The sequence below is a fragment of the Bradyrhizobium sp. MI1.11 genome (genome assembly GCF_055811255.1).
This window is the reverse complement of the sequence record NZ_JBVVPM010000006.1, coordinates 114,777-132,334: the sequence shown is the minus strand read 5'-3', so window position 1 is coordinate 132,334 and position 17,558 is coordinate 114,777. Positions and strand designations below refer to the sequence as shown.

The 17,558-nt window shown below is 64.6% G+C and carries 18 protein-coding genes; 10 read left to right on the top strand and 8 right to left on the bottom strand.

The features are described from left to right. Window positions 1-103 precede the first annotated feature (103 nt). Window positions 104-1,432: a glycosyltransferase family 87 protein gene (locus AC0L30_RS08570; RefSeq protein WP_007593538.1), complete on the top strand. Its 1,329-nt coding sequence runs from the start codon at window positions 104-106 to the stop codon at window positions 1,430-1,432. A gap of 54 nt (window positions 1,433-1,486) precedes the next feature. Beyond that, window positions 1,487-2,881 carry a M20/M25/M40 family metallo-hydrolase gene (locus AC0L30_RS08565; RefSeq protein ID WP_007593536.1) on the top strand — a complete coding sequence of 465 codons (1,395 nt, stop codon included), beginning with the start codon at window positions 1,487-1,489 and terminating at the stop codon, window positions 2,879-2,881. Between the two features lie 223 nt (window positions 2,882-3,104). Here the strand turns inward: AC0L30_RS08565 and AC0L30_RS08560 are convergent, their stop codons facing one another. Together AC0L30_RS08560 and AC0L30_RS08555 are read right to left on the bottom strand one after the other, a co-directional pair. Continuing rightward, entirely contained in the window at window positions 3,105-3,884 is a 780-nt protein-coding gene (locus AC0L30_RS08560) for a class II aldolase/adducin family protein (protein WP_007593534.1), read from the bottom strand. Window positions 3,885-4,064: 180 nt separating this feature from the next. Continuing rightward, window positions 4,065-5,714, bottom strand: coding sequence for a glycosyltransferase family 39 protein (locus tag AC0L30_RS08555; protein WP_007593531.1), 1,650 nt, complete (start codon window positions 5,712-5,714; stop codon window positions 4,065-4,067). A 312-nt stretch (window positions 5,715-6,026) separates the two neighbouring features. Between AC0L30_RS08555 and AC0L30_RS08550 the strand changes: the two genes are divergently transcribed. Continuing rightward, a complete protein-coding gene (locus AC0L30_RS08550) occupies window positions 6,027-6,899 on the top strand; it encodes a hypothetical protein (RefSeq protein ID WP_007593529.1) in 873 nt (290 codons plus the stop codon). A gap of 160 nt (window positions 6,900-7,059) precedes the next feature. After that, on the top strand, window positions 7,060-7,476 hold the full coding sequence (locus AC0L30_RS08545; protein WP_007593528.1) for a Ros/MucR family transcriptional regulator: 417 nt from the start codon (window positions 7,060-7,062) through the stop codon (window positions 7,474-7,476). 5 nt (window positions 7,477-7,481) lie between these two features. Here AC0L30_RS08545 and AC0L30_RS08540 read toward each other — a convergent pair whose 3' ends face one another. Beyond that, a complete protein-coding gene (locus AC0L30_RS08540) occupies window positions 7,482-7,913 on the bottom strand; it encodes a SufE family protein (protein ID WP_007593527.1) in 432 nt (143 codons plus the stop codon). 67 nt (window positions 7,914-7,980) lie between these two features. Continuing rightward, window positions 7,981-8,406, bottom strand: coding sequence for a DUF5330 domain-containing protein (locus AC0L30_RS08535; protein WP_007593526.1), 426 nt, complete (start codon window positions 8,404-8,406; stop codon window positions 7,981-7,983). Window positions 8,407-8,790: 384 nt separating this feature from the next. Between AC0L30_RS08535 and AC0L30_RS08530 the strand changes: the two genes are divergently transcribed. From AC0L30_RS08530 to AC0L30_RS08520, 3 genes are read left to right on the top strand one after another with little or no spacing between them, the layout of a single operon-like run. Then, window positions 8,791-10,737, top strand: a complete 1,947-nt coding sequence (locus AC0L30_RS08530) for a PAS domain-containing sensor histidine kinase (RefSeq protein WP_473255716.1) — start codon at window positions 8,791-8,793, stop codon at window positions 10,735-10,737. Continuing rightward, window positions 10,730-11,440, top strand: coding sequence for a peptidoglycan-binding domain-containing protein (locus tag AC0L30_RS08525; RefSeq protein ID WP_219684867.1), 711 nt, complete (start codon window positions 10,730-10,732; stop codon window positions 11,438-11,440). Before AC0L30_RS08530 ends, AC0L30_RS08525 begins: the two co-directional genes overlap by 8 nt. 57 nt (window positions 11,441-11,497) lie before the next feature. Beyond that, window positions 11,498-11,842: a DUF1491 family protein gene (locus AC0L30_RS08520; RefSeq protein ID WP_007593522.1), complete on the top strand. Its 345-nt coding sequence runs from the start codon at window positions 11,498-11,500 to the stop codon at window positions 11,840-11,842. On the opposite strand, the gene AC0L30_RS08515 is transcribed toward AC0L30_RS08520, so the two are convergent. After that, window positions 11,839-12,825 (bottom strand): DUF2336 domain-containing protein, encoded by a 987-nt coding sequence (locus AC0L30_RS08515; RefSeq protein WP_007593514.1) that lies wholly within the window; start codon window positions 12,823-12,825, stop codon window positions 11,839-11,841. The two genes, AC0L30_RS08520 and AC0L30_RS08515, sit on opposite strands and share 4 nt — an antisense overlap. Before the next feature lie 253 nt (window positions 12,826-13,078). Between AC0L30_RS08515 and AC0L30_RS08510 the strand changes: the two genes are divergently transcribed. Together AC0L30_RS08510 and AC0L30_RS08505 are read left to right on the top strand one after the other, a co-directional pair. Then, on the top strand, window positions 13,079-13,267 hold the full coding sequence (locus tag AC0L30_RS08510; RefSeq protein WP_007593508.1) for a hypothetical protein: 189 nt from the start codon (window positions 13,079-13,081) through the stop codon (window positions 13,265-13,267). 15 nt (window positions 13,268-13,282) lie between these two features. Then, on the top strand, window positions 13,283-14,044 hold the full coding sequence (locus AC0L30_RS08505; protein ID WP_473404129.1) for a hypothetical protein: 762 nt from the start codon (window positions 13,283-13,285) through the stop codon (window positions 14,042-14,044). 111 nt (window positions 14,045-14,155) lie between these two features. Here AC0L30_RS08505 and AC0L30_RS08500 read toward each other — a convergent pair whose 3' ends face one another. The 3 genes from AC0L30_RS08500 to AC0L30_RS08490 all read right to left on the bottom strand — a co-directional run bounded on the left by AC0L30_RS08500 (window position 14,156) and on the right by AC0L30_RS08490 (window position 16,443). Continuing rightward, entirely contained in the window at window positions 14,156-14,776 is a 621-nt protein-coding gene (locus AC0L30_RS08500) for an amino acid synthesis family protein (RefSeq protein ID WP_473404128.1), read from the bottom strand. Between the two features lie 9 nt (window positions 14,777-14,785). Continuing rightward, entirely contained in the window at window positions 14,786-15,649 is an 864-nt protein-coding gene (locus AC0L30_RS08495; RefSeq protein WP_473404145.1) for a fumarylacetoacetate hydrolase family protein, read from the bottom strand. 92 nt (window positions 15,650-15,741) lie between these two features. Next, a complete protein-coding gene (locus AC0L30_RS08490; RefSeq protein ID WP_035995051.1) occupies window positions 15,742-16,443 on the bottom strand; it encodes a GntR family transcriptional regulator in 702 nt (233 codons plus the stop codon). 111 nt (window positions 16,444-16,554) lie between these two features. Here AC0L30_RS08490 and AC0L30_RS08485 point away from each other — a divergent pair, with 111 nt between their 5' ends. After that, the gene (locus AC0L30_RS08485) at window positions 16,555-17,547 is read left to right on the top strand and encodes a zinc-dependent alcohol dehydrogenase family protein (protein ID WP_354127454.1); all 993 of its coding nucleotides are present in this window, start codon (window positions 16,555-16,557) and stop codon (window positions 17,545-17,547) included. The last annotated feature ends 11 nt before the right edge of the window (window positions 17,548-17,558 follow it).

Sequence of the window (17,558 nt, the reverse complement as noted above, 5' to 3'; positions counted from 1 at the left end):
GCAAACCCGCCGCTTGTGCGCGGTGGGTACAAATTCGGGTGATCAGGACTCTCCAAGCGTCCGTCGGTCTGCTAGGTGCTATGGCCCCTGACTGGACCACACCGTGACCTCACCTGAATCTTTCGTTCGACCCGGCACATTCCGAAGACTGTCGCTACGTGCGCCGCTCGACCTGCTCTTCCTGCTCTGCTGCTTCATCCTGGCTGCCGATGTCCTTGGTCCCGAGATCTTCGGGCACGGCAAAACCAAGGACTACGGCCTGTGGTACTGGGCCGGGCAGCAGGTCTTGAAGGGTGGGCCGCTCTATCCCGGCGACATCCACCAGTACTTCGAGTTCATCTACCCACCGCTGCCGGCGATCCTGCTGGCAGTCCCGAGCTGGTTCGGCAAGATCGCGCTCTACAGCGTGCTGTCGGTCCTGAATATTGCGGCGTGGTGGTACACCGGGATGCTCTCCAATGCCATGACCGGTTCGGGCCGCACGCCTGGCCCCTGGCTGGAGGCACTACCAGCTGCCGTGACCGTGACCTTCGTGTTTGACATGTTCGATCTTGGACAGCCGAACCTCGTCCTGCTGGCGATCATGCTCTACGGCTTCTGGAGCTTGCAGCATCAGCGCTCCTGGCTCGCAGGCTTCATGTTCGCGCTCGCCACCGCGATCAAGGTGTTTCCCATTGCGGTGCTGCCCTATCTGGTCTGGCGGCGAAAGTGGGGAGCCGCCGTCGCTACGGTCGCCTTCACCGGCATACTTCTCTACATCGTGCCGGCTCCCATTCGCGGCTTCGAGCGCAACGCCGCCGAGGTCAAGACCTGGTATCAGGGCATGGTCGGGTCGAGCTCGGAAAAAGGATTTGGCCAACGCGACGAGCAGAACTGGTCGTGGGTGAACCAGTCACTCATTGCTGTCACGCACCGGCTGGTCCGGCCAATCAACTACAATCAGGAGGATCCCAACAAGCCGCCGCGCACGATGAATGTCATCGACGTCGATTACAGGACGGCGAACTGGATCGTGCTGGCGCTGTCGGCGTTGCTCGGACTCGGCTTCGTCGCGGTCATGCCAGGGCGAGCGCGGCGTACGGCGCGCTCGGACGCCGAGGAGCTCGGCATCCTGTTCTGCCTGATGACGGTGGCATCGCCGCTGGCGCGACAATACTATTTCATGTGGCTGTTCTTCCCGATGACGGTGCTGATGCATCGTGCCGCCTTCGACGAGCGGGCGAACGTACGCCTGGGAACCTGGCTCGCCCTTGGCGCCGCCGGCATCCTCATGCTGCTGGCGCTGCCGTGGTTTCCCAATGTCTTCCAGGCCTGGGGCAATAACCTCGTCGCCACGGCGATCCTCGCAGCTAGTCTCGCATGGCACATCCGGCATCCGCCGGTTGCGGCTGGCCCCGACGCCGCGGCAGCGCTAAAAGCCGATAGTTCTTGAGAAGACATCTTTGAGTCCCGACGTCTTGGGATTCGAACGCAGGGAATACGACCAATGGCAAATGCGCAGCTTCAATCCGTGCTCGACCACATCGACAAGGAGTTCGACAACAGCCTGGAGCGTCTGTTCTCGCTGTTGCGGATCAAGTCGATCTCCGCCGATCCGGCCTTCGCGGCCGATTGCAAGGCGGCGGCCGAGCATCTTGCCAGGGACATCGCGAGCCTCGGCGTTGCGACTGAAGTGAGGCCGACCGCCGGCCATCCTGCGGTCGTCGGCAAGAGCGTCGCGGGCGGCCGGCCGCATGTGCTGTTCTACGGCCACTATGATGTGCAGCCGGTCGATCCGCTCGAACTCTGGCACCGTCCGCCATTCGAGCCTGTTGTCACCGACCATGCCGACGGCCGCAAGATCATCGTGGCGCGCGGCGCCGAGGACGACAAGGGCCAGGTCATGACCTTCGTCGAGGCCTGCCGCGCCTGGAAGAAAGTGACGGGGTCACTGCCGATCGACGTCACGTTCCTGATCGAAGGCGAGGAAGAAGTCGGCTCGAAGAACTTCGTGCCCTTCATCGAAGCCAACAAGGACGAGTTTAGGGCGGACTACGTGCTGGTCTGCGACACCGGCATGTGGGACCGCAACACGCCGGCGATCACGACCTCGCTACGCGGTCTGCTCTATGAGGAGCTCAAGATCACCGCCGCCAATCGCGACCTGCATTCCGGCGTGTTCGGCGGCAGCGCGATGAACCCGATCCGGGTGCTGACCAAAATTCTCGGCGGGCTGTTCGACGACGACAATCGCATCACCATTCCGGGCTTCTACGATGGGGTAAAGGACACGCCGCCGGACATTCTCGCGCAGTGGAAGAAGCTCGACTTCACGCCGGACACGTTCCTCAAGCCCGTTGGGCTATCGATACCGGCCGGCGAGAAGGGCAGGCTCCTGGTCGAGCAGGCTTCCACACGTCCGACCTGTGACGTCAACGGCATCTGGGGCGGTTATATCGGTGAGGGCTCGAAGACGGTGATCCCGTCGCACGCGTCGGCCAAGGTCTCGTTCCGGCTGGTCCAAGGGCAGGATCCTGCGAAGATCCGCAAGGCTTTCCGTGAGTACGTGACGGCGCGCATTCCGGGAGACTGCAAGGTCGAGTTCGGCGATCACTCTGCCGGGCCTGCGATTGCGCTCGACTGGAACATGAAGCCGCTCGCCGCGGCCAAAACCGCGCTGACCGAGGAATGGGGCAAGGAGACCGTGCTGATGGGCTCGGGCGCCTCGATCCCGATCGTCGCCGACTTCAAGCGCGCGCTGGGGCTGGATTCGCTGCTCGTCGGTTTTGGCCTCGACGACGACAACATCCACTCGCCGAACGAGAAGTACGACCTCCGCAGCTTCCAGAAAGGCATCCGTTCCTGGGCGCGCATCCTCGCGGCGCTGGCGGAGGTGAAGTAGGGCGCTCTTTATCCTCGTCGTTGCGAGTGCGTAGGGTGGGCAAAGGCGCAAAGCGCCGTGCCCACCATCTGTCCCGGATCGCGATCGGCAATGGTGGGCACGCTTCGCTTTGCCCACCCTACGAGACCTTACAAATAAAAACGCCGCCCGGAATTGGGCGGCGTTTCATTCCAAAAGGCGTAGAGGTTCGTTAAACGCTACCCTACACCAAATCTCGAAAATTTCAAGACCGGTAGCCCGGCAGCTCGCGGTCCAGCTTGCGCAGCAGTGGCGGCCACACCAGGTTGGTGGCGCGCAACTCGGCGCGGTCGCGGTTGGCGAGCAGCTCGGTATTCTTGTCGATCGCGACATCGTCGACCGGATAGACCGGCGTGCCCAGCGCGCGCGTACGTACCTGCATCGAGCAGGCGCGCTCAAGGTGATACATGCGCTCGAAGGCCGAAGCCACCGAACGGCCGACCGTCATCGTGCCGTGGTTGCGCAGCAGCATGTGGTTATGGTCGCCGAGGTCCTTCTGCAGCCGCGGCCGCTCGTCGTGGTCGAGCGCGATGCCTTCGTAGTCGTGATAGGCGAGGTCGTGGGTGACGAGCTGGGCGGTCTGGTTCAGCGGCAGCAGGCCTTCGGCGCTGCTCGAGACCGCGGTGCCGTCGAGGGTGTGGAGATGCAGCACGCAGATGGCGTCCTCGCGCACCTCGTGGATCGCCGAGTGGATGGTGAAGCCGGCGGGGTTGATGCTGTACTCGCTCTCGGAGAGCTGGTTGCCGTGCAGATCGACCTTGACCAGGCTCGACGCCGTGATCTCGTCGAACATCAGCCCGTAGGGGTTGATGAGGAAATGATGGTCAGGGCCGGGCACGCGCGCGGAGATATGGGTGTCGACCAAATCGTCCCAGCCGTAGAGCGAGACGAGACGATAGCATGCGGCGAGATTGACCCGTTGCTGCCACTCGGCCTCCGTCATGTTCGACGGCACTTCCTTCAGGCGCGCTTCCGCTGGCGACATGGTTGATCTCTCCGAACATCGTTGTTGCGGGGAGGGAGCGTAGTCCTGCCGCGAGCTGCCAGCAAGGCACACAAAGCGCGGCAGTCCAGCGTAGCCCGCATGAGCGAAGCGACATGCGGGGCTGCCTCATAGGCCCCGGATGTCGCTGCGGTCATCCGGGCTACGGTCTGGAGGAGTTTATTACGGCGCCGGGATCGAGAGCAGGCTGGAAATGCTGCTGCCGCGGATGTCGTAGACGCGGGCGAACACCACGTCGTCGCGCTTGATCTCGACCAGCACGGGCGCGGTGAGGCCCTTGCAGTAGAACTCGCCGAGCGTCATGGCGAAATCGGCGGCATTGGAATCCCAGCCGATGGTGAAGTCGGGGCCGAGCGCGACCTGGGCGGGGCGCTGCGGACCGCACACCGCGACCTTCCATTTGCGGTTTCGCGGCGGCACTTCCTGGCGTTCCACCAGCTGTTCGCGCAATTCGTCCGAGGCCTGCTTCAGCGCCAGACCCCAATAATCCAGCATGAAGCGGTCGTCGGCGCCGCGCACGGTGCCGGCGATGTGGTTGAAGTGGGTGTATTGATAGGGATGCAGGCGGATCATCTCGGCGAGCGAGAGCGCCAAGCCAAAGCAGAAGGTGGCGAGCACGACCGGCTGCCAGGTGCGGTGATTGGCGCGCAGGCGCTCCATGGCCCAGCCAAAGGCAACGCCGCCGAGCACCGCCATCGGCGGGATCACGAAGACGAAATGGCGGATGCCGTTGTACAGCGCCGGCCGCTTCACCATTGCGATCGCCAGCGGCAGCGTCGCGGCGAGCGTGAGCATCAGGAGAATGGCCTTGCGGCGGGCGGGAACATCGCGGCGCGGCAGCAGTGCGAAGGTGCCGATCACGGCGCCGAACATCAGCACCAGCATCACCTCGGGCAACTGAAGCGCGAACAGCGTCGGCAGATAGGACCAGGGCATGTCGGGCACGGAAACGATCGCGCCGTCGAACATCTCCTTCCAGGGTTTCTCGAAGAAGTGCGAGAAGTAGGTCAGCGCCTCGAAGGGATTGCCGGGCTCCATGATCGACCACGGCCAGATCAGCCCCATCACGATGTAGCCGAGCACGAGGCCGGGCAACAGCACGTAGACGACATAAGCGAAGCGTCGGACCGATTCACGCAGGCCCTCGGTGCGCAGTTCCTCCAGGAACAGCGGCATGAAGCCGATCACGGCATAGACCAGCGCAAGGCCGCCGAGGATGCGGGTGCCGAGCGAGAGGCCGGCGCCAAGGCCGACGATCAGGATCGTGCGCGGCGACGGCTGCGGATATTCCTCGGCAAGGCGGACGAGGCCCAGCATCAGGATGATCATGGCCACCGCGAAGGGCGCATCCTTCGGGTTCATGAACATGTGGCCGTAGAAGATCGGGCAGAGCGCGAGCAGCAAGAGTGAGGCAAGTCCCGCAAGGGGACCACCGACACGGCGGCCAAGCCGCCACGTCACCGCAAGTCCGATCACGCCGACTACGGCGCCGAGCAGCCGGCGCGTCTCGAACAGCTCGAGCGGAATCACCTTGTGCAGGAGGGCCGCGACCATGTCGAAGCCGCCGCCATACATGTAGAGGTTGGCAAAGGAGAGGGCCGCGGTGTCCTTGAAACCGGAACCGAACATGCGCAGCAGCAGATCGGCGTATTCGGCGTGGGTGTAGTCGTCCCAGCCGAGCCCGTAGTCGCGGAAGGTCAAGCCTGCAATGACGGCGACCGCAGCCAGCACCAGCATGGCGAGATCGTCGCAAGTCCGTTCAACCGAGCGCCGCAGGGGCGTGTCGATCGCCGAAGTCGTGATGGATGTCATGGCTATTGGTGACCCGGAATCCCCTCTTGGCCCTGCTGGTGCGCGCGGGCCTGCTCCCCGGAATCCCTATAGCGCAGTTCCATTAGCAAGTAATTGGGCATTATGGCTAATTCCTGATGCGACGCAGCAAATCCGGCCAAACTTGAGAGCGGCCTAAAGTAGCGAGCCGTAGCTGAAGGGAATGTGAATAAGTCCCTGATTTCCTTTCCTTAAGGAACGCAGGTTATAATTCGACGTTGGCGTGGAACACCGGATGACGGTATCGTGGCGTGACGAGGGTCGCGTGTGGCTGCGCGGCCAGGGGTGAGTTCGATGGCGTTGGCATTGTTGATCGCGGGGATTTTCGCCGTTTTGGCGGGCCTCCTTGCGATCCTGTTCGGCTTCACCGTCAGGGAATTCAGTCTCGGCAGTACCCTCATAATCGCCGGTACCATCGGCGTCTGCTCCGGAATGTTACTGGCCGGCCTCTACGTCGTGGTCGCGGAATTGAAAGGCATGGCCCGCCGGCTGGCTGGATCCATCGCACCATCCGACGTTCGGGTCAGGCCCGTGCTGCCGGGTCTCGGGATGGCTGGAACGCCTGGCCCCGCGCCTGAGCCGGGCGCAGAGAAGATCGAGCCGGCGCCGCCATTGCCGGCCGCAGGACCGCCGCCCTGGCAGAACGAAGCAGCCGCGCGCGAGCGTCCGCGCGCCGAGCCTCCGCCACCGCCGGAAGCTCCGAGCCCGCCGGAGGTTCCGGAACCGCCGCGCCGGCGCAACCTGATGTTCGCCTCGACCTCCCGCAAGGAGCGCGAGCGCGCCGAGGCGAAGACCAGCGAGGGCTTGCCGCCGCTGCCGCATGCCGAGCCGTCGGCGGAGCCTGCCGCCCCGGAGACGCCGCCTGCGAGCTTTGACGACGCCTGGCCGAAGCCGGACCGTATGAGGCCTGCCGAGCCGCCGGCCGCCTCGCGGCGCCCGCCCCCGCGCTCGCCGTCGACCTTCGCTGAGACTGCTCCGCCGCCCGCACCGGAGCCGGCGGCCGCGGCCGAACAGGCGCCCGTGACCGTGCTCAAATCCGGCATCGTCGACGGCATGGCCTATTCGCTCTACTCCGATGGCTCGATCGAAGCCCAGATGCCGGAAGGGATGATGCGCTTTGCCTCGATCGACGAACTGCGCTCCCACCTCGACCAGCGTGGGGCTTGAGAGAGCTGGCGCAGGCAAGTAAAGCGCTGGCGTTCTTGTTGCTTCGTCAGTAAATCAGCCCATATTCCTCAGTCATTCCATTCAGTCGAACGTATTGTTGACACGGAATACTCTGACGTCGTCTCTCCCGTGAGACGCAAGGTGGAGAAAGGCGGGGCCGATGTCGGATGCCGGGGCTAAGAATTTCATTGAGCTGACGGCGGGCATCGTGTCGGCCTATCTCAGCAACAACCCGACGCCTGCAACTGAGATTCCGAACCTGATCAGCCAGGTGCATGGCGCGCTTGTGCGCGTTTCATCGGGTCGCACCGAGACGGTGCCGCTCGAGCCCGCGAAGCCGGCGGTCTCGCTGAAGAAGTCGATCGCGCCTGATTATCTGGTCTGTCTGGAAGACGGCAAGCGCTTCAAGTCGCTGAAGCGCCATCTGCACACCCGGTACAATATGACGCCGGAGCAATATCGCGAGAAATGGGGCCTGCCGGCCGACTATCCCATGGTCGCGCCGAACTATGCAGTGGCCCGCTCACAGCTTGCGAAGCAGATGGGACTGGGACAGCAGCAGCGCAAGCGGAAGTAGGATTTCTACGACGCTTCCGCGAGCGCTTCTTTCGCGTCGGTCTTGATGCGCTCGACCATCGAGCGCAGGCCGTTGGAACGCTGCGGCGTCAGATGGTCGCGAAAACCGAACTCGTCGAATACGGCAATGGCGTCGGTCGCAAGAATCTCCTGAGGCGTGCGGCCGGAGTAAAGCGACAGCACGATCGCGACCAGCCCGCGCACGATGTGGGCGTCACTGTCGCCGCGATATGTCAGGACCGGCGGCCCGCCATCGCGACGATCGATCAGCTTCTGAAGCCAGACCTGGCTGACGCAGCCATTCACCTTGTTCTCGGCCGAATGCTCGGCCTCGGACATCGGTTCCAGGGTGCGGCCGAGCTCGATGACGTACCGATAGCGGTCGTCCCATTCGTCCAGAATCTCGAAATTATCCCTGATTTCGTCGATCGTCGTCATGCTGGCCCAAGTTCCCGTTCAGGCCAATATAGGGACGCAAAGCGCCGAAATCGATAGGGTTTGGGCGCTAATTCGCCGTCGCGGGCGCCGGGCCGCGCCATTCCAGCGCGAGGTCGTCCTGGGACAGGGTGTCGCGCGGCGCCTCGCTGGTTGCGGTATCACCTTCGCCGGCCAGCGCGATCGAGCCGGTGTGGTCGGGGGTCTTCTTGTCGGGCTTCTCGAGCTGCTCTTTCTTGTCGTTGATGATCTGGTAGATCTTCTTCGCGCCGTCCTGCGCGCGCTGGCCGATGATGGTCGCGGCCTGTCCGCCGACCTCGCACGCCGCCGGCTGGCGCTTGCAGAACTGGGTCATGTCGGAAACAGCCGCGGTCGCAGCCTGCACCGCGTCGGCAGCGCCGATCTGCGGCAGCTTGTCCGATTCGGGCGTCTTGTCTCGCGGCAGGAGCACCAGCACCAGCCCGAGCCAGAATGTGATGCGAAGCAGAAAGCGCATCTTGCGACCTGTATGTTAGATCCCGCCGCGGCGATCTCCACGGATGTCGGGCCTAGCAACTCTCGATAAATCGCAAGTGATTGCCTTCCGCTTAATTCGCGGAAAATTGACTCAAGAATCTTTGCAATCGACCGTGTCGTAAAGTTTCGATTGACGACCACACCCGTGATTCTGCCGCCACGCCCGTCCACCATTTCGAAACCATGCGGATCACGGTGAAACCCTGTGTTCACCATCCCCGCTGATGACGTCGTCAAATCGTCTAAAAAGCCCTGCGATGACGCGGTGTCTGGCGGCGCGCCGCGCTGCCTTAGTGTTCGTTTAAGGTCGCTCTGACACGGTGGCTCAACGATAAGGAGGCGTTCCGGCGCGTCTTCCCGACGAATGAGCCGAAGCGCGAGACCCGTGACAGTTTTGAGTATCATCCGCGATTGTCTCGATGCGCTGCTGCATCCCTCCGCGCGTTACGACGCGCTGACGCGAGCGCGCCATCGTGCCTTCATGGCCCCGCGGCTGCTCGGCAGCCTGGCCGCCTTTGCCGCATTCCCGGTCTATCTCGCCATGCGCGGCGCGCCGAGCGCGATCGAGGTCGCGGCCTTTGCCTGGCTGATTGCGCCGATCCTGTTGTCCTGGTTCCTGTCGCGCACCGGCCGTTACGAAGGCGCGCATGTGCTGTCGTCGCTGGCGCTGTCGGGCCTGATCATGGCGGTGGCGGTGACGACCGGCGGCATCGAATCGTTCGCCGCGATCTGGCTGGTCGTGGTTCCCCTCGAAGCTGCGCTGTCGGCCTCGCGCCGCGTCGCGGCCTTTGCCTCGCTGCTGGCGCTGTCCTGCGCCGGCATTCTCATCCTCGTCAGCCAGCTCGGCTGGCTGTCGATTGGCGACACCAGCGCTGCGGAACGCGGCGTGCTGATGGCGTTCGGCGTCGCCTCGGCGACGCTCTATGCGGCAGGTCTGGCCTTCGGTGCGGAATCGCTCGCGCGCACCAGCGTTGCGCTGCTGTCGCGTGAGGAAGAGCGTTACCGTCTCCTGGCGCGGAATATGAGCGACGTCATCTCGCGGCATCAGCGCAACGGCGCGGTGCAGTTCATTTCACCGGCGGTGGAAGCCATGCTCGGTGTGCCCGTCGCGCAACTGCTCGGCCACGGCCTGTTCGATCGCGTCCATGTCGCCGATCGCCCGGCGTATCTGACGGCGCTGTCCGATGCCGCGCGCGGCGAGGTGCGCAGCGTCGAGTTCCGGTTGCGCCGGGAGCGTGCCGGCTCGGAGCGCGGCCAGGTTGATTTCATCTGGGTCGAGATGCGCTGCCGCCCGCTCGATCGGGATATGGGCCGTGATACCACGCGCGAGGCCGATGTTGTCGCCGTGATGCGCGATGTCACCGACCGCAAGCTCGGAGAGCAGGCGTTCGATCAGGCGCGCAGCGCTGCAGAGGCGGCCGACGCCGCCAAGACGCGCTTCCTTGCCACCATGAGCCATGAGCTGCGCACGCCGCTCAACGCCATCATCGGATTCTCCGAGATGATCACGCAGGAGCAGACCTTGATGCTGGGCGCGGCCCAGCGGAGGGAATACGCCCAGCTCATCAACGATTCCGGCAAGCATCTGCTCTCGGTCGTCAACGGCATCCTGGACATGTCCAAGATGGAATCGGGTAATTTCGAGATGGCGTCGGAACCGTTCGCGCCGCGTGCATCATTGATGCACTGCTGCAATCTGCTGGCGCTGAAGGCGCGGGAGAACGGCGTCGATCTCGTCACCGATGCGCCGCAGGATCTGCCTGTGATGACCGGCGATCCGCGCGCTTTCAAGCAGATCGTGCTCAACCTCGTCGCCAACGCCGTCAAGTTCACCGAGCGCGGCGGTCAGGTCACTGTAACAGCGGCGGTCTCGGGCTCGCAGCTTGCGCTGCGCGTCAGCGACACCGGAATCGGCATCGCACCTGACGATCTCAAGCGCATCGGCGCGCCATTCTTCCAGGCCGGCAAAACCTATCAGCGCCGCCACGAAGGCACCGGCCTCGGACTTTCGATCGTGAAGAGCCTGGTGGCGTTGCATCTCGGCGAATTGACGGTACAAAGCAGGCTCGGCGAGGGCACTGCCGTCACCGTCAAGCTGCCGCTCGTCTACACGCCGCAGGCCAAGATTTCTGATGCCAAAACTTCTGATACCAAGATTTCTGAGGCCAAGATGTCCGACAGCAAGGCGAGCGAGAGCAAGATCGCGACCTTGACGCCGGTGCTGCGCCAGGAACTTCAGCACCAGGAACTGCAGGACCATCCTCACGACCAAGTTCAGGACCAACCCGCTCTGGTGAAGAAAAGTGCCTAAGAAGTCTGCCAAGGACCAAGCCGCTCCGCGCCGCCGTGGCGCCAAGGCCGCAGTCATCGATGTCGAGACCGAGCGCAATCTCGTGCTGCGCGTGCTGCTGCATAGCCCCAAGGATACGCTGGCCGGTTTCGTCGCCGTGGCCGCTATCGGCGCGATCGTTGCCAACGCGCTGTTCCTCCAGACCGGGCGGCATCCGGCGCCGATGTTCGGCACCGTGATCAATCTTCCCGCGCCCTCGTCCCTGCCGCTGTCGAACCCCTTGCCCCGTTCGCGTCCGGTCGGGGCCGATACCTCGCCGCTCGAGCCGAGAGCGACGGAGTTTCGTGCCGAGCCCAGACCTGCCGAGCCCAGACCTGCGGACAAGCCGCCGGAGAGGCCTGTCGAGGCGACCGCATCGACGCCGCGCTCAGGCGATCCCATGACCAATCTGGTCAAGCAAACGATTTCGGCGCCGCCCTCCGTTGCGCGTCCGCCGGCGCCGATCCCCGTGCAGCAGAGCGCGGCGGCGCGGCGCATCGCCGGCGTGCAGCGCGCGCTGTCCGAATATGGCTACGGCAATTTGAAGATCACGGGCGCGATGGGCGGCGAGACCCAGTCCGCGATCCAGAAATTCGAGCGCGAGCACAAGATGCAGGTCACCGGCCAGCTGTCCGACCGCCTGCTCCGCGAGCTCGGCGCCGCGATCGGCCACCCCGTCGAATAGTCGTTGCTGTTGTGCGAAGGCTGGTGCTGATTGCAGCGCTGTCCTATCGTGGCCACCATGCGTTTGAAATCGAACATCTGGGTCTCAGCCTATCTGCGCCGGTGCCAGACCGAGGGCGTGTACGGCGCGGTGCGTCGTCGCGGTGCGGAGGAGGCGGGTGCGGTGTTCGTGAAGATCTCGCTGCTTGACGGCAATGCGATGCTCTATGTGCCGGCGCCGCAGACCTCTTATGACGACGGCCGGCCGGTCGATCGCTTCTTCGTGCCGTTTGCGCCGCAGCCGATGCCGGAGCCCGCGGTGGAGGAGCGCCTGACCAAGGAGATCCGCTTCGATTCCGACATCTGGATCGTCGAGACCGAAGACCGCGCCGGGCGGCATTTCCTCGAATTGGCGAAGACCTAACGATCCGATCCGTCAGTCCCCGTCCGCACCGCGGGCGCGGAGCCGGGCTGCACGCCCGGGCGTGTCTGGCTTGCGCCCGCACGCGCGCGCTGGCGCTCGCTGTCATGCAGCGACGGCTGGTACTTGGCGCGGGTGACGGCGAGCGTCGAGCCGCGCCAGGCGGCCAGCATCACCAGCGCCGCCCGGTCGCTGAGGCGATCGTAAAGACGCGACAGCCGGTACACGTCGGTCACGGAGTTGCCGATCTCCGGCTTGAAGAACAGCAGGATGCGCTGGAACACCGGGCTCGGCATGTCGAGCGCGCGCGCGGCGACCGCGAGCGCTTCGCCGCTTGCATCGTCGACGATCTGGGCTGCGACGCGCGAGGGCAGGATCAGGCTGTCGCCGAGCTCGAAGGCGAAATTCTCGACATCGCCCGCGATCGCCGCCATCTCGAGGATCTGGATTGCGCGCTTGGCGCGCACGGTCGGAATCCGCGGCGCGGCCTTCAGCGGGGTCTCCGCCAGATTGTGCAGGATCAGCGCGCGCTCGGAGGCGCCGGCGCGGAAGAACATGTCGTAGATATCGGCCGCGTCCTTTGGCTGCATCGCCATGTTCGAGGCCATGCGCAGCTCGGCGTCGGTTGGCGTGCGAACCGGCAAGGGGGCAGGAGGGGGGGCAGAGGCGGGCGCCTGGATTTCGCGCGCGAGCGGAACCCTGCGGCCCTCCTGCGCGGCTGACAGTCCGAGCTTCTGCATGATCGGGGCGGGCGTCGACGGATAGATCGCAAGCCGGGCCTTGACCGCTGCGCGCGTCGCGTCGTCGACCTGGTCGATCAGTCGTGTGGCGAGCTCGACGAACTGGCGCTGCTCGTCGTCGCTATGGGTGCTCGACTGGACATAGAGGTCGGTCAGCACGCGCAGCAGTGTCGGACGAACATCGACGCCTTCGCGACGGGAGAGGGTCATCAGCCCGTCGAATCCTGGAAACAACGACTTGGTCATGGAGAGATACGCGACCTGGAAGAGATACTCGCCGCCAGCCTATCGCGGGCTCCTTTAAAGGCTCGTTAAGGAAAACGAGGCGTGAAGCCGAACGCTTGCTTTGAAGCGTTCTCGTGCCGCAACGGGACGGCGGGTCGCGCCCGTGCGGTTACGGTCCCGCCGGCACGTTTACACCCCGTTAACCATGAACTGATCTTAATGAATGCATGTTGCAGAGGCGCGCCGGGTCGCGCGGCAATTGAAGAGAGCTGATATGGGGACCATCATCGAATTTCCGGCCGGTCGCCGGGTGAGCGCGTCGGGGGACGTGGCTCCGCGCGCGGACATGGGCACGATTTTGATCCTTCCCGTGATCCGCATCGAGCGCGAGAGCGACGAGCCAAGCGGCGATCACGGGCCGGAGCAGGGCACAGCGCCGGGGCGCCGTCGTCGTCGCCGTTAGCCTTCGGCCTTTGCAATGCCGGAGAACCTCCGCCAGATCCGGCCCGTCGTAACGGCCATCATGCTCGCAGTGCTGGGTGCGACGCTTGCCGCCTGTAGCGGCGGCGATTTCGGCCGCACCCGCGCCGACATGCGCAGCGACGACATGCATCGCTGGCTGGGCGCGGAAGTCACCTCCAGCGTTGGCCTGAAGCCATCCCAATTCCAGCTCACTGACGAGGAGCGCCAGCTTCGCGACCTCGCCTATCCCCTGATAGAGCCGCCATTGTCGCGGCCCGCCTGGAAGAGCGTGTTCGGCGACTACAAGGCGCTGCCCTCGCCCTGGCGGCAAAAGATCGTGTTCGACCGCACCATGTACGGTCGCACGCTGATCGACGAACCGCACCGTTCGCATTCTTCGCGCTATACGCAGCTGATGGAGGACGTGCGCAACGACATCACTCGCTTCGAGCCGTTCTTCGCCTCCGCGATCCGCGTCATCGACCTCGACAAGAAGCGCAATGCCAGCATGGCGCGTGTCTCTTCCCTCTCGCCGCAGGAGAAAGAGGACGCGATCGAGCGCATGCAGGAGAATTCGCTGATCATCCAGTGGGTGCAGCAGTGCCTCGAGCAGCGCGTCTCGTCCTATCGCTGGGGTCTGGAGCGGCTGGTGATCCAGGCGCCCGACGGCATGGCCGCCGATGCCGACCGCCTCATCGGCGAACTCGCCGCCCAGACCGCCAACCCGCCGGTCGCGGCCCAGCCGCCCTACGGCCGCGCGGTCGTCTCCAAGGGCTGATCGTTTCAAGGGTTGATCATTTTACGGCAGTGCGCCGGCGCTTGATTGCGTCGGTCTAGCGCGCTGCTTCAGCAGGTTTCCGACAAAATCCTTCAGCGCATCGTGCGCCCGTCAGCGCTGTCCGTCGTGCACGGAGATCGCGGAAGCCGCGAGGCCCCCGATGCGCGCGTGAGGCCGGCCGCCGGTGGCCATCACGAGCCCGAAGGCGATCTCGTCGCGCCGTGGTGAATCCCACAGCGTCATCTCCGCGGTGCCGAAATGGCTGCGGACATAGGCGGCGTGAATGTGCCCGAGCGGAACCATGAGCCGCGTGCCCGGACCGCCGATGGTCTTCGCCGCCGGAACGATCGCCTTGGGCTGACCGAGCACCTCGCGCATGCCCTGGCCGCCGGCCTCGTGCCAGACCGCACCGTGCTCGAGCTCGCCGTCCTCGCCGATGATGATGCCCTTGCCATAGGCTTCGATCTGCGCGGCACCGCCGAGCTGCGCGATCAGCCGCGTTGCGAGCTCGCGCCCGAGCTCGCGCAAGGATGCCTGAAACGGCATCAGGTCGGGTTCGAAGCGGCCCGAAAACGGATTGCGGATGACCGCGATGGCCGTTCCGACCAGCAGCGGCTTCTCCAGGCGGGGGCCGCGCTCGTGCCAGATCGTCTCGACGCTGAGCGCGGTCTTGCGGATGTCATGGGAGATGTCTTGGGACGCGTCTTGAGGCGACAAATCTTGGGACGACATGCGCTGGCTCTATGCTTCATCGACGACGGGATTGCGCAGCACGCCGATGTTCTCGACCTCGACCTCGACCACGTCGCCGGGCTTGAGGAAGACCGGCGGCTTGCGGGTGAAGCCGACGCCGGCCGGCGTGCCGGTGGCAATGACGTCGCCGGGGACGAGGTCGAAGATGGTCGAGCTGTACTCGATCAGCCGCGGGATCGAGAAGATCAGCATCGAGGTGTCGGAGGATTGCACCACCGCACCGTTGACGCGCGTCTCGAGCTTCAATTTGGTGGGATCGCCGATCTCGTCCGGCGTGACCAGCCAGGGACCGAACGGGCCGGTGCCGACGAAGTTCTTGCCGGAGGCGATCTGCTGGGCGTGACGCTGCCAGTCACGCACGCTGACGTCGTTGTAGATCGAGTAGCCCGCCACGTGATCCCAGGCGTCAGCCTGGCTGATGTGACGGCCGCCCTTGCCGATGACGACGGCAAGCTCGCCCTCCCAGTCGAAATTGTCCGAGACCTTCGGCCGGATTACCGGCGCGTTGTGCGCGACCTGGGAGCGCCAGACCCGGAGGAAGATCGGCGGAAATTCCGTGATCTCGCGCTTCATGCCGAACGCCACGGCTTCATTGTGGTGGTCGAGATAATTGCGCACGGCGCAGACGATCTTCTCCGGACGCGGGATCACCGGCAGGTATTTGACGTCGCTTAGCGCCATCGTGGGCTTGTGCCCGGCGACGATGGCCTCGCGCCGCGCATAGTCGTCGCTGCCGAGGAAGTCCGCGAGAACAGGGTATTGGGGCAGGGCGCGGCCGAGATCCACGACGCCATTTTCGACAACGGCGCCCCAGCTTTCCCGATTTCCGTCCAAGAATGACAGCAGCTTCATGGTCTCGCCCCAAAGGTTGGCATTTTCGATCTTGCTCATTATTTTCGAAAATGTGGTGAAACGCAAGCCCACGGTGATAAAAAGCGTGCCGCCTATTCGGTGTCGAGCAGGTGCCCGGCGTAGGTCGCGACGTTGTCAGCCGTGGTGCGGATATGCGTCTCGATCAGCTGCACCGCGAGATCCGGATTGCGCGAGATCGCGGCCTGCATGATCGCCTGGTGCTCGCCGGCCTTGTCGCGCGGACGCGGCCGGAAATTGGCCGACAGATGCCGATAGCGCTCGGCGCGATCGAACAGATCGCCGCGAATGGCCAGCAGTGTCGCGGAGCCGCAGGCGGACACCAGGGCCTGGTGGAATTGGCGGTGGGCGATCTTCCATTCGGGATCGCGCAGCGGATGTTCGGGATCGCGCTGCTCGATTCGCTTCAATCTATGCAGTGTCGAGATGACGGCGATTTCCCAATCGTCGTCGCCCCGCTCGATCGCGCGGCGGATCAATTCCACCTCGATCAACACCCGCGCATCGGTGACCTCCACCAGATCCTGGCGGCTGACCGGCGCCACGCGAAACCCGCGCTGCTCCTGCGCGTCGACCAAGCCTTCGGCGGTAAGCGCCGTCAGTGCCTCGCGCAGCGTCGTGAAACTGACGCCGAATCGTTCGCGCAGGACGTCGAACCGTAGCGGTTCGCCCGGCGCCAGGCCGCAGGCAATGATCTCCTCGCGCAGCCGATGGGTGATGTCGGCGGCAACGGTCTTGCCGAATTCCTTGCGGGGGCGAATGGCGCTTTCGGACATGGTTTCTGTCATTGAATCGATGGCTCAACATGCCGCGCCAACGACCATCTTGCAATAATTTTCGTAAACGGTATTATTTTCGAAAATATGGCTTGGGAGGCGTGTGACATCATGAGAGCGGTGCTGGTGCGTCAGCCGGGTGGGCCGGATGCACTCGAACTGGTCGAGCTTCCGGTGCCTATGCCCGGACCCGGCCAGGTGCAGATCCGCGCCGAAGCATTCGGCGTGGGGCAGCCCGATGTGCTGATCCGGCGTGGCGTCTACAAATGGATGCCGCCGCTGCCGGCTAATCCCGGCAACGACGTCGCCGGCCGCATTGCCGCGCTCGGGTCTGGCGTCGAGGGGTTTGCGGTCGGCCAGAAGGTGCTGCTGAGCGCACGCGACCTGTCGCAGCGCGGCGGCTGCTACGCCGACTATGTGGTCGCGCCCGCCGACGCCATTCATGCGCTGCCCGACAATGTCGATCTGCAAGCGGCCGTGTGCCTGTCGAACTACCAGGTCGCCTACGCGCTGCTGCACGAGTGCCGCCATCCGCGCGCACCGGCGAGCGTGCTGGTGATCGGGGCGGCGGGTGGTGTCGGCACTGCGCTGGTGCAGCTCGCCAAGCTCGCGCAGATGAAAGTCATCGGCACGGTCTCCACCGAAGAGAAGGCCGCATTTGCGCGGGGCAACGGGGCCGATCATGTCATCTACTACCGCCGCGAAGACGTGGTGGCGCGGACCCGCGAGCTGACCAATGGCGAGGGCGTTGGCCTCGTGCTCGATCACGTCTGTGGGCCCGAGTTCACCGGCTATCTCGGCGCGCTCGGCAAATGGGGGACGCTGCTGTCGTACAACGCCTTCGCCGGATTGCCGGAGGAAAACCTGATGGCGGCGATGCGCGACCATCTCGACATCTGCCCGGCGATACGCTGCTTCTCATTCCACATCTACGACCACGATCGCGACGAGCGTCGCGCGCTCATGCGCAACGTGATCGACGCGCTGAGCCGCAATGCGATCAAGCCGGCGATCTCGGCGGTCCTGAAACTCGACGAGGTCAGGCAGGCCCACACGCTGCTCGAGCAGGGCTCGGCGCTCGGCAAGATCATCATGACGCCATGAGGGGGTGGATT

What these genes read in the sequence shown, in the direction of transcription:
- AC0L30_RS08490 (WP_035995051.1), bottom strand. Translation starts at nt 16,443, where the DNA reads ATGTCCGAAAGCGCCATTCGCCCCCGCAAGGAATTCGGCAAGACCGTT.
- AC0L30_RS08510 (WP_007593508.1), top strand. Translation starts at nt 13,079, where the DNA reads ATGGGGACCATCATCGAATTTCCGGCCGGTCGCCGGGTGAGCGCGTCG.
- AC0L30_RS08545 (WP_007593528.1), top strand. Translation starts at nt 7,060, where the DNA reads ATGTCGGATGCCGGGGCTAAGAATTTCATTGAGCTGACGGCGGGCATC.
- AC0L30_RS08560 (WP_007593534.1), bottom strand. Translation starts at nt 3,884, where the DNA reads ATGTCGCCAGCGGAAGCGCGCCTGAAGGAAGTGCCGTCGAACATGACG.
- AC0L30_RS08520 (WP_007593522.1), top strand. Translation starts at nt 11,498, where the DNA reads ATGCGTTTGAAATCGAACATCTGGGTCTCAGCCTATCTGCGCCGGTGC.
- AC0L30_RS08550 (WP_007593529.1), top strand. Translation starts at nt 6,027, where the DNA reads ATGGCGTTGGCATTGTTGATCGCGGGGATTTTCGCCGTTTTGGCGGGC.
- AC0L30_RS08565 (WP_007593536.1), top strand. Translation starts at nt 1,487, where the DNA reads ATGGCAAATGCGCAGCTTCAATCCGTGCTCGACCACATCGACAAGGAG.
- AC0L30_RS08500 (WP_473404128.1), bottom strand. Translation starts at nt 14,776, where the DNA reads ATGTCGTCCCAAGATTTGTCGCCTCAAGACGCGTCCCAAGACATCTCC.
- AC0L30_RS08555 (WP_007593531.1), bottom strand. Translation starts at nt 5,714, where the DNA reads ATGACATCCATCACGACTTCGGCGATCGACACGCCCCTGCGGCGCTCG.
- AC0L30_RS08485 (WP_354127454.1), top strand. Translation starts at nt 16,555, where the DNA reads ATGAGAGCGGTGCTGGTGCGTCAGCCGGGTGGGCCGGATGCACTCGAA.
- AC0L30_RS08505 (WP_473404129.1), top strand. Translation starts at nt 13,283, where the DNA reads ATGCCGGAGAACCTCCGCCAGATCCGGCCCGTCGTAACGGCCATCATG.
- AC0L30_RS08515 (WP_007593514.1), bottom strand. Translation starts at nt 12,825, where the DNA reads ATGACCAAGTCGTTGTTTCCAGGATTCGACGGGCTGATGACCCTCTCC.
- AC0L30_RS08495 (WP_473404145.1), bottom strand. Translation starts at nt 15,649, where the DNA reads ATGAAGCTGCTGTCATTCTTGGACGGAAATCGGGAAAGCTGGGGCGCC.
- AC0L30_RS08540 (WP_007593527.1), bottom strand. Translation starts at nt 7,913, where the DNA reads ATGACGACGATCGACGAAATCAGGGATAATTTCGAGATTCTGGACGAA.
- AC0L30_RS08535 (WP_007593526.1), bottom strand. Translation starts at nt 8,406, where the DNA reads ATGCGCTTTCTGCTTCGCATCACATTCTGGCTCGGGCTGGTGCTGGTG.
- AC0L30_RS08530 (WP_473255716.1), top strand. Translation starts at nt 8,791, where the DNA reads ATGAGCCGAAGCGCGAGACCCGTGACAGTTTTGAGTATCATCCGCGAT.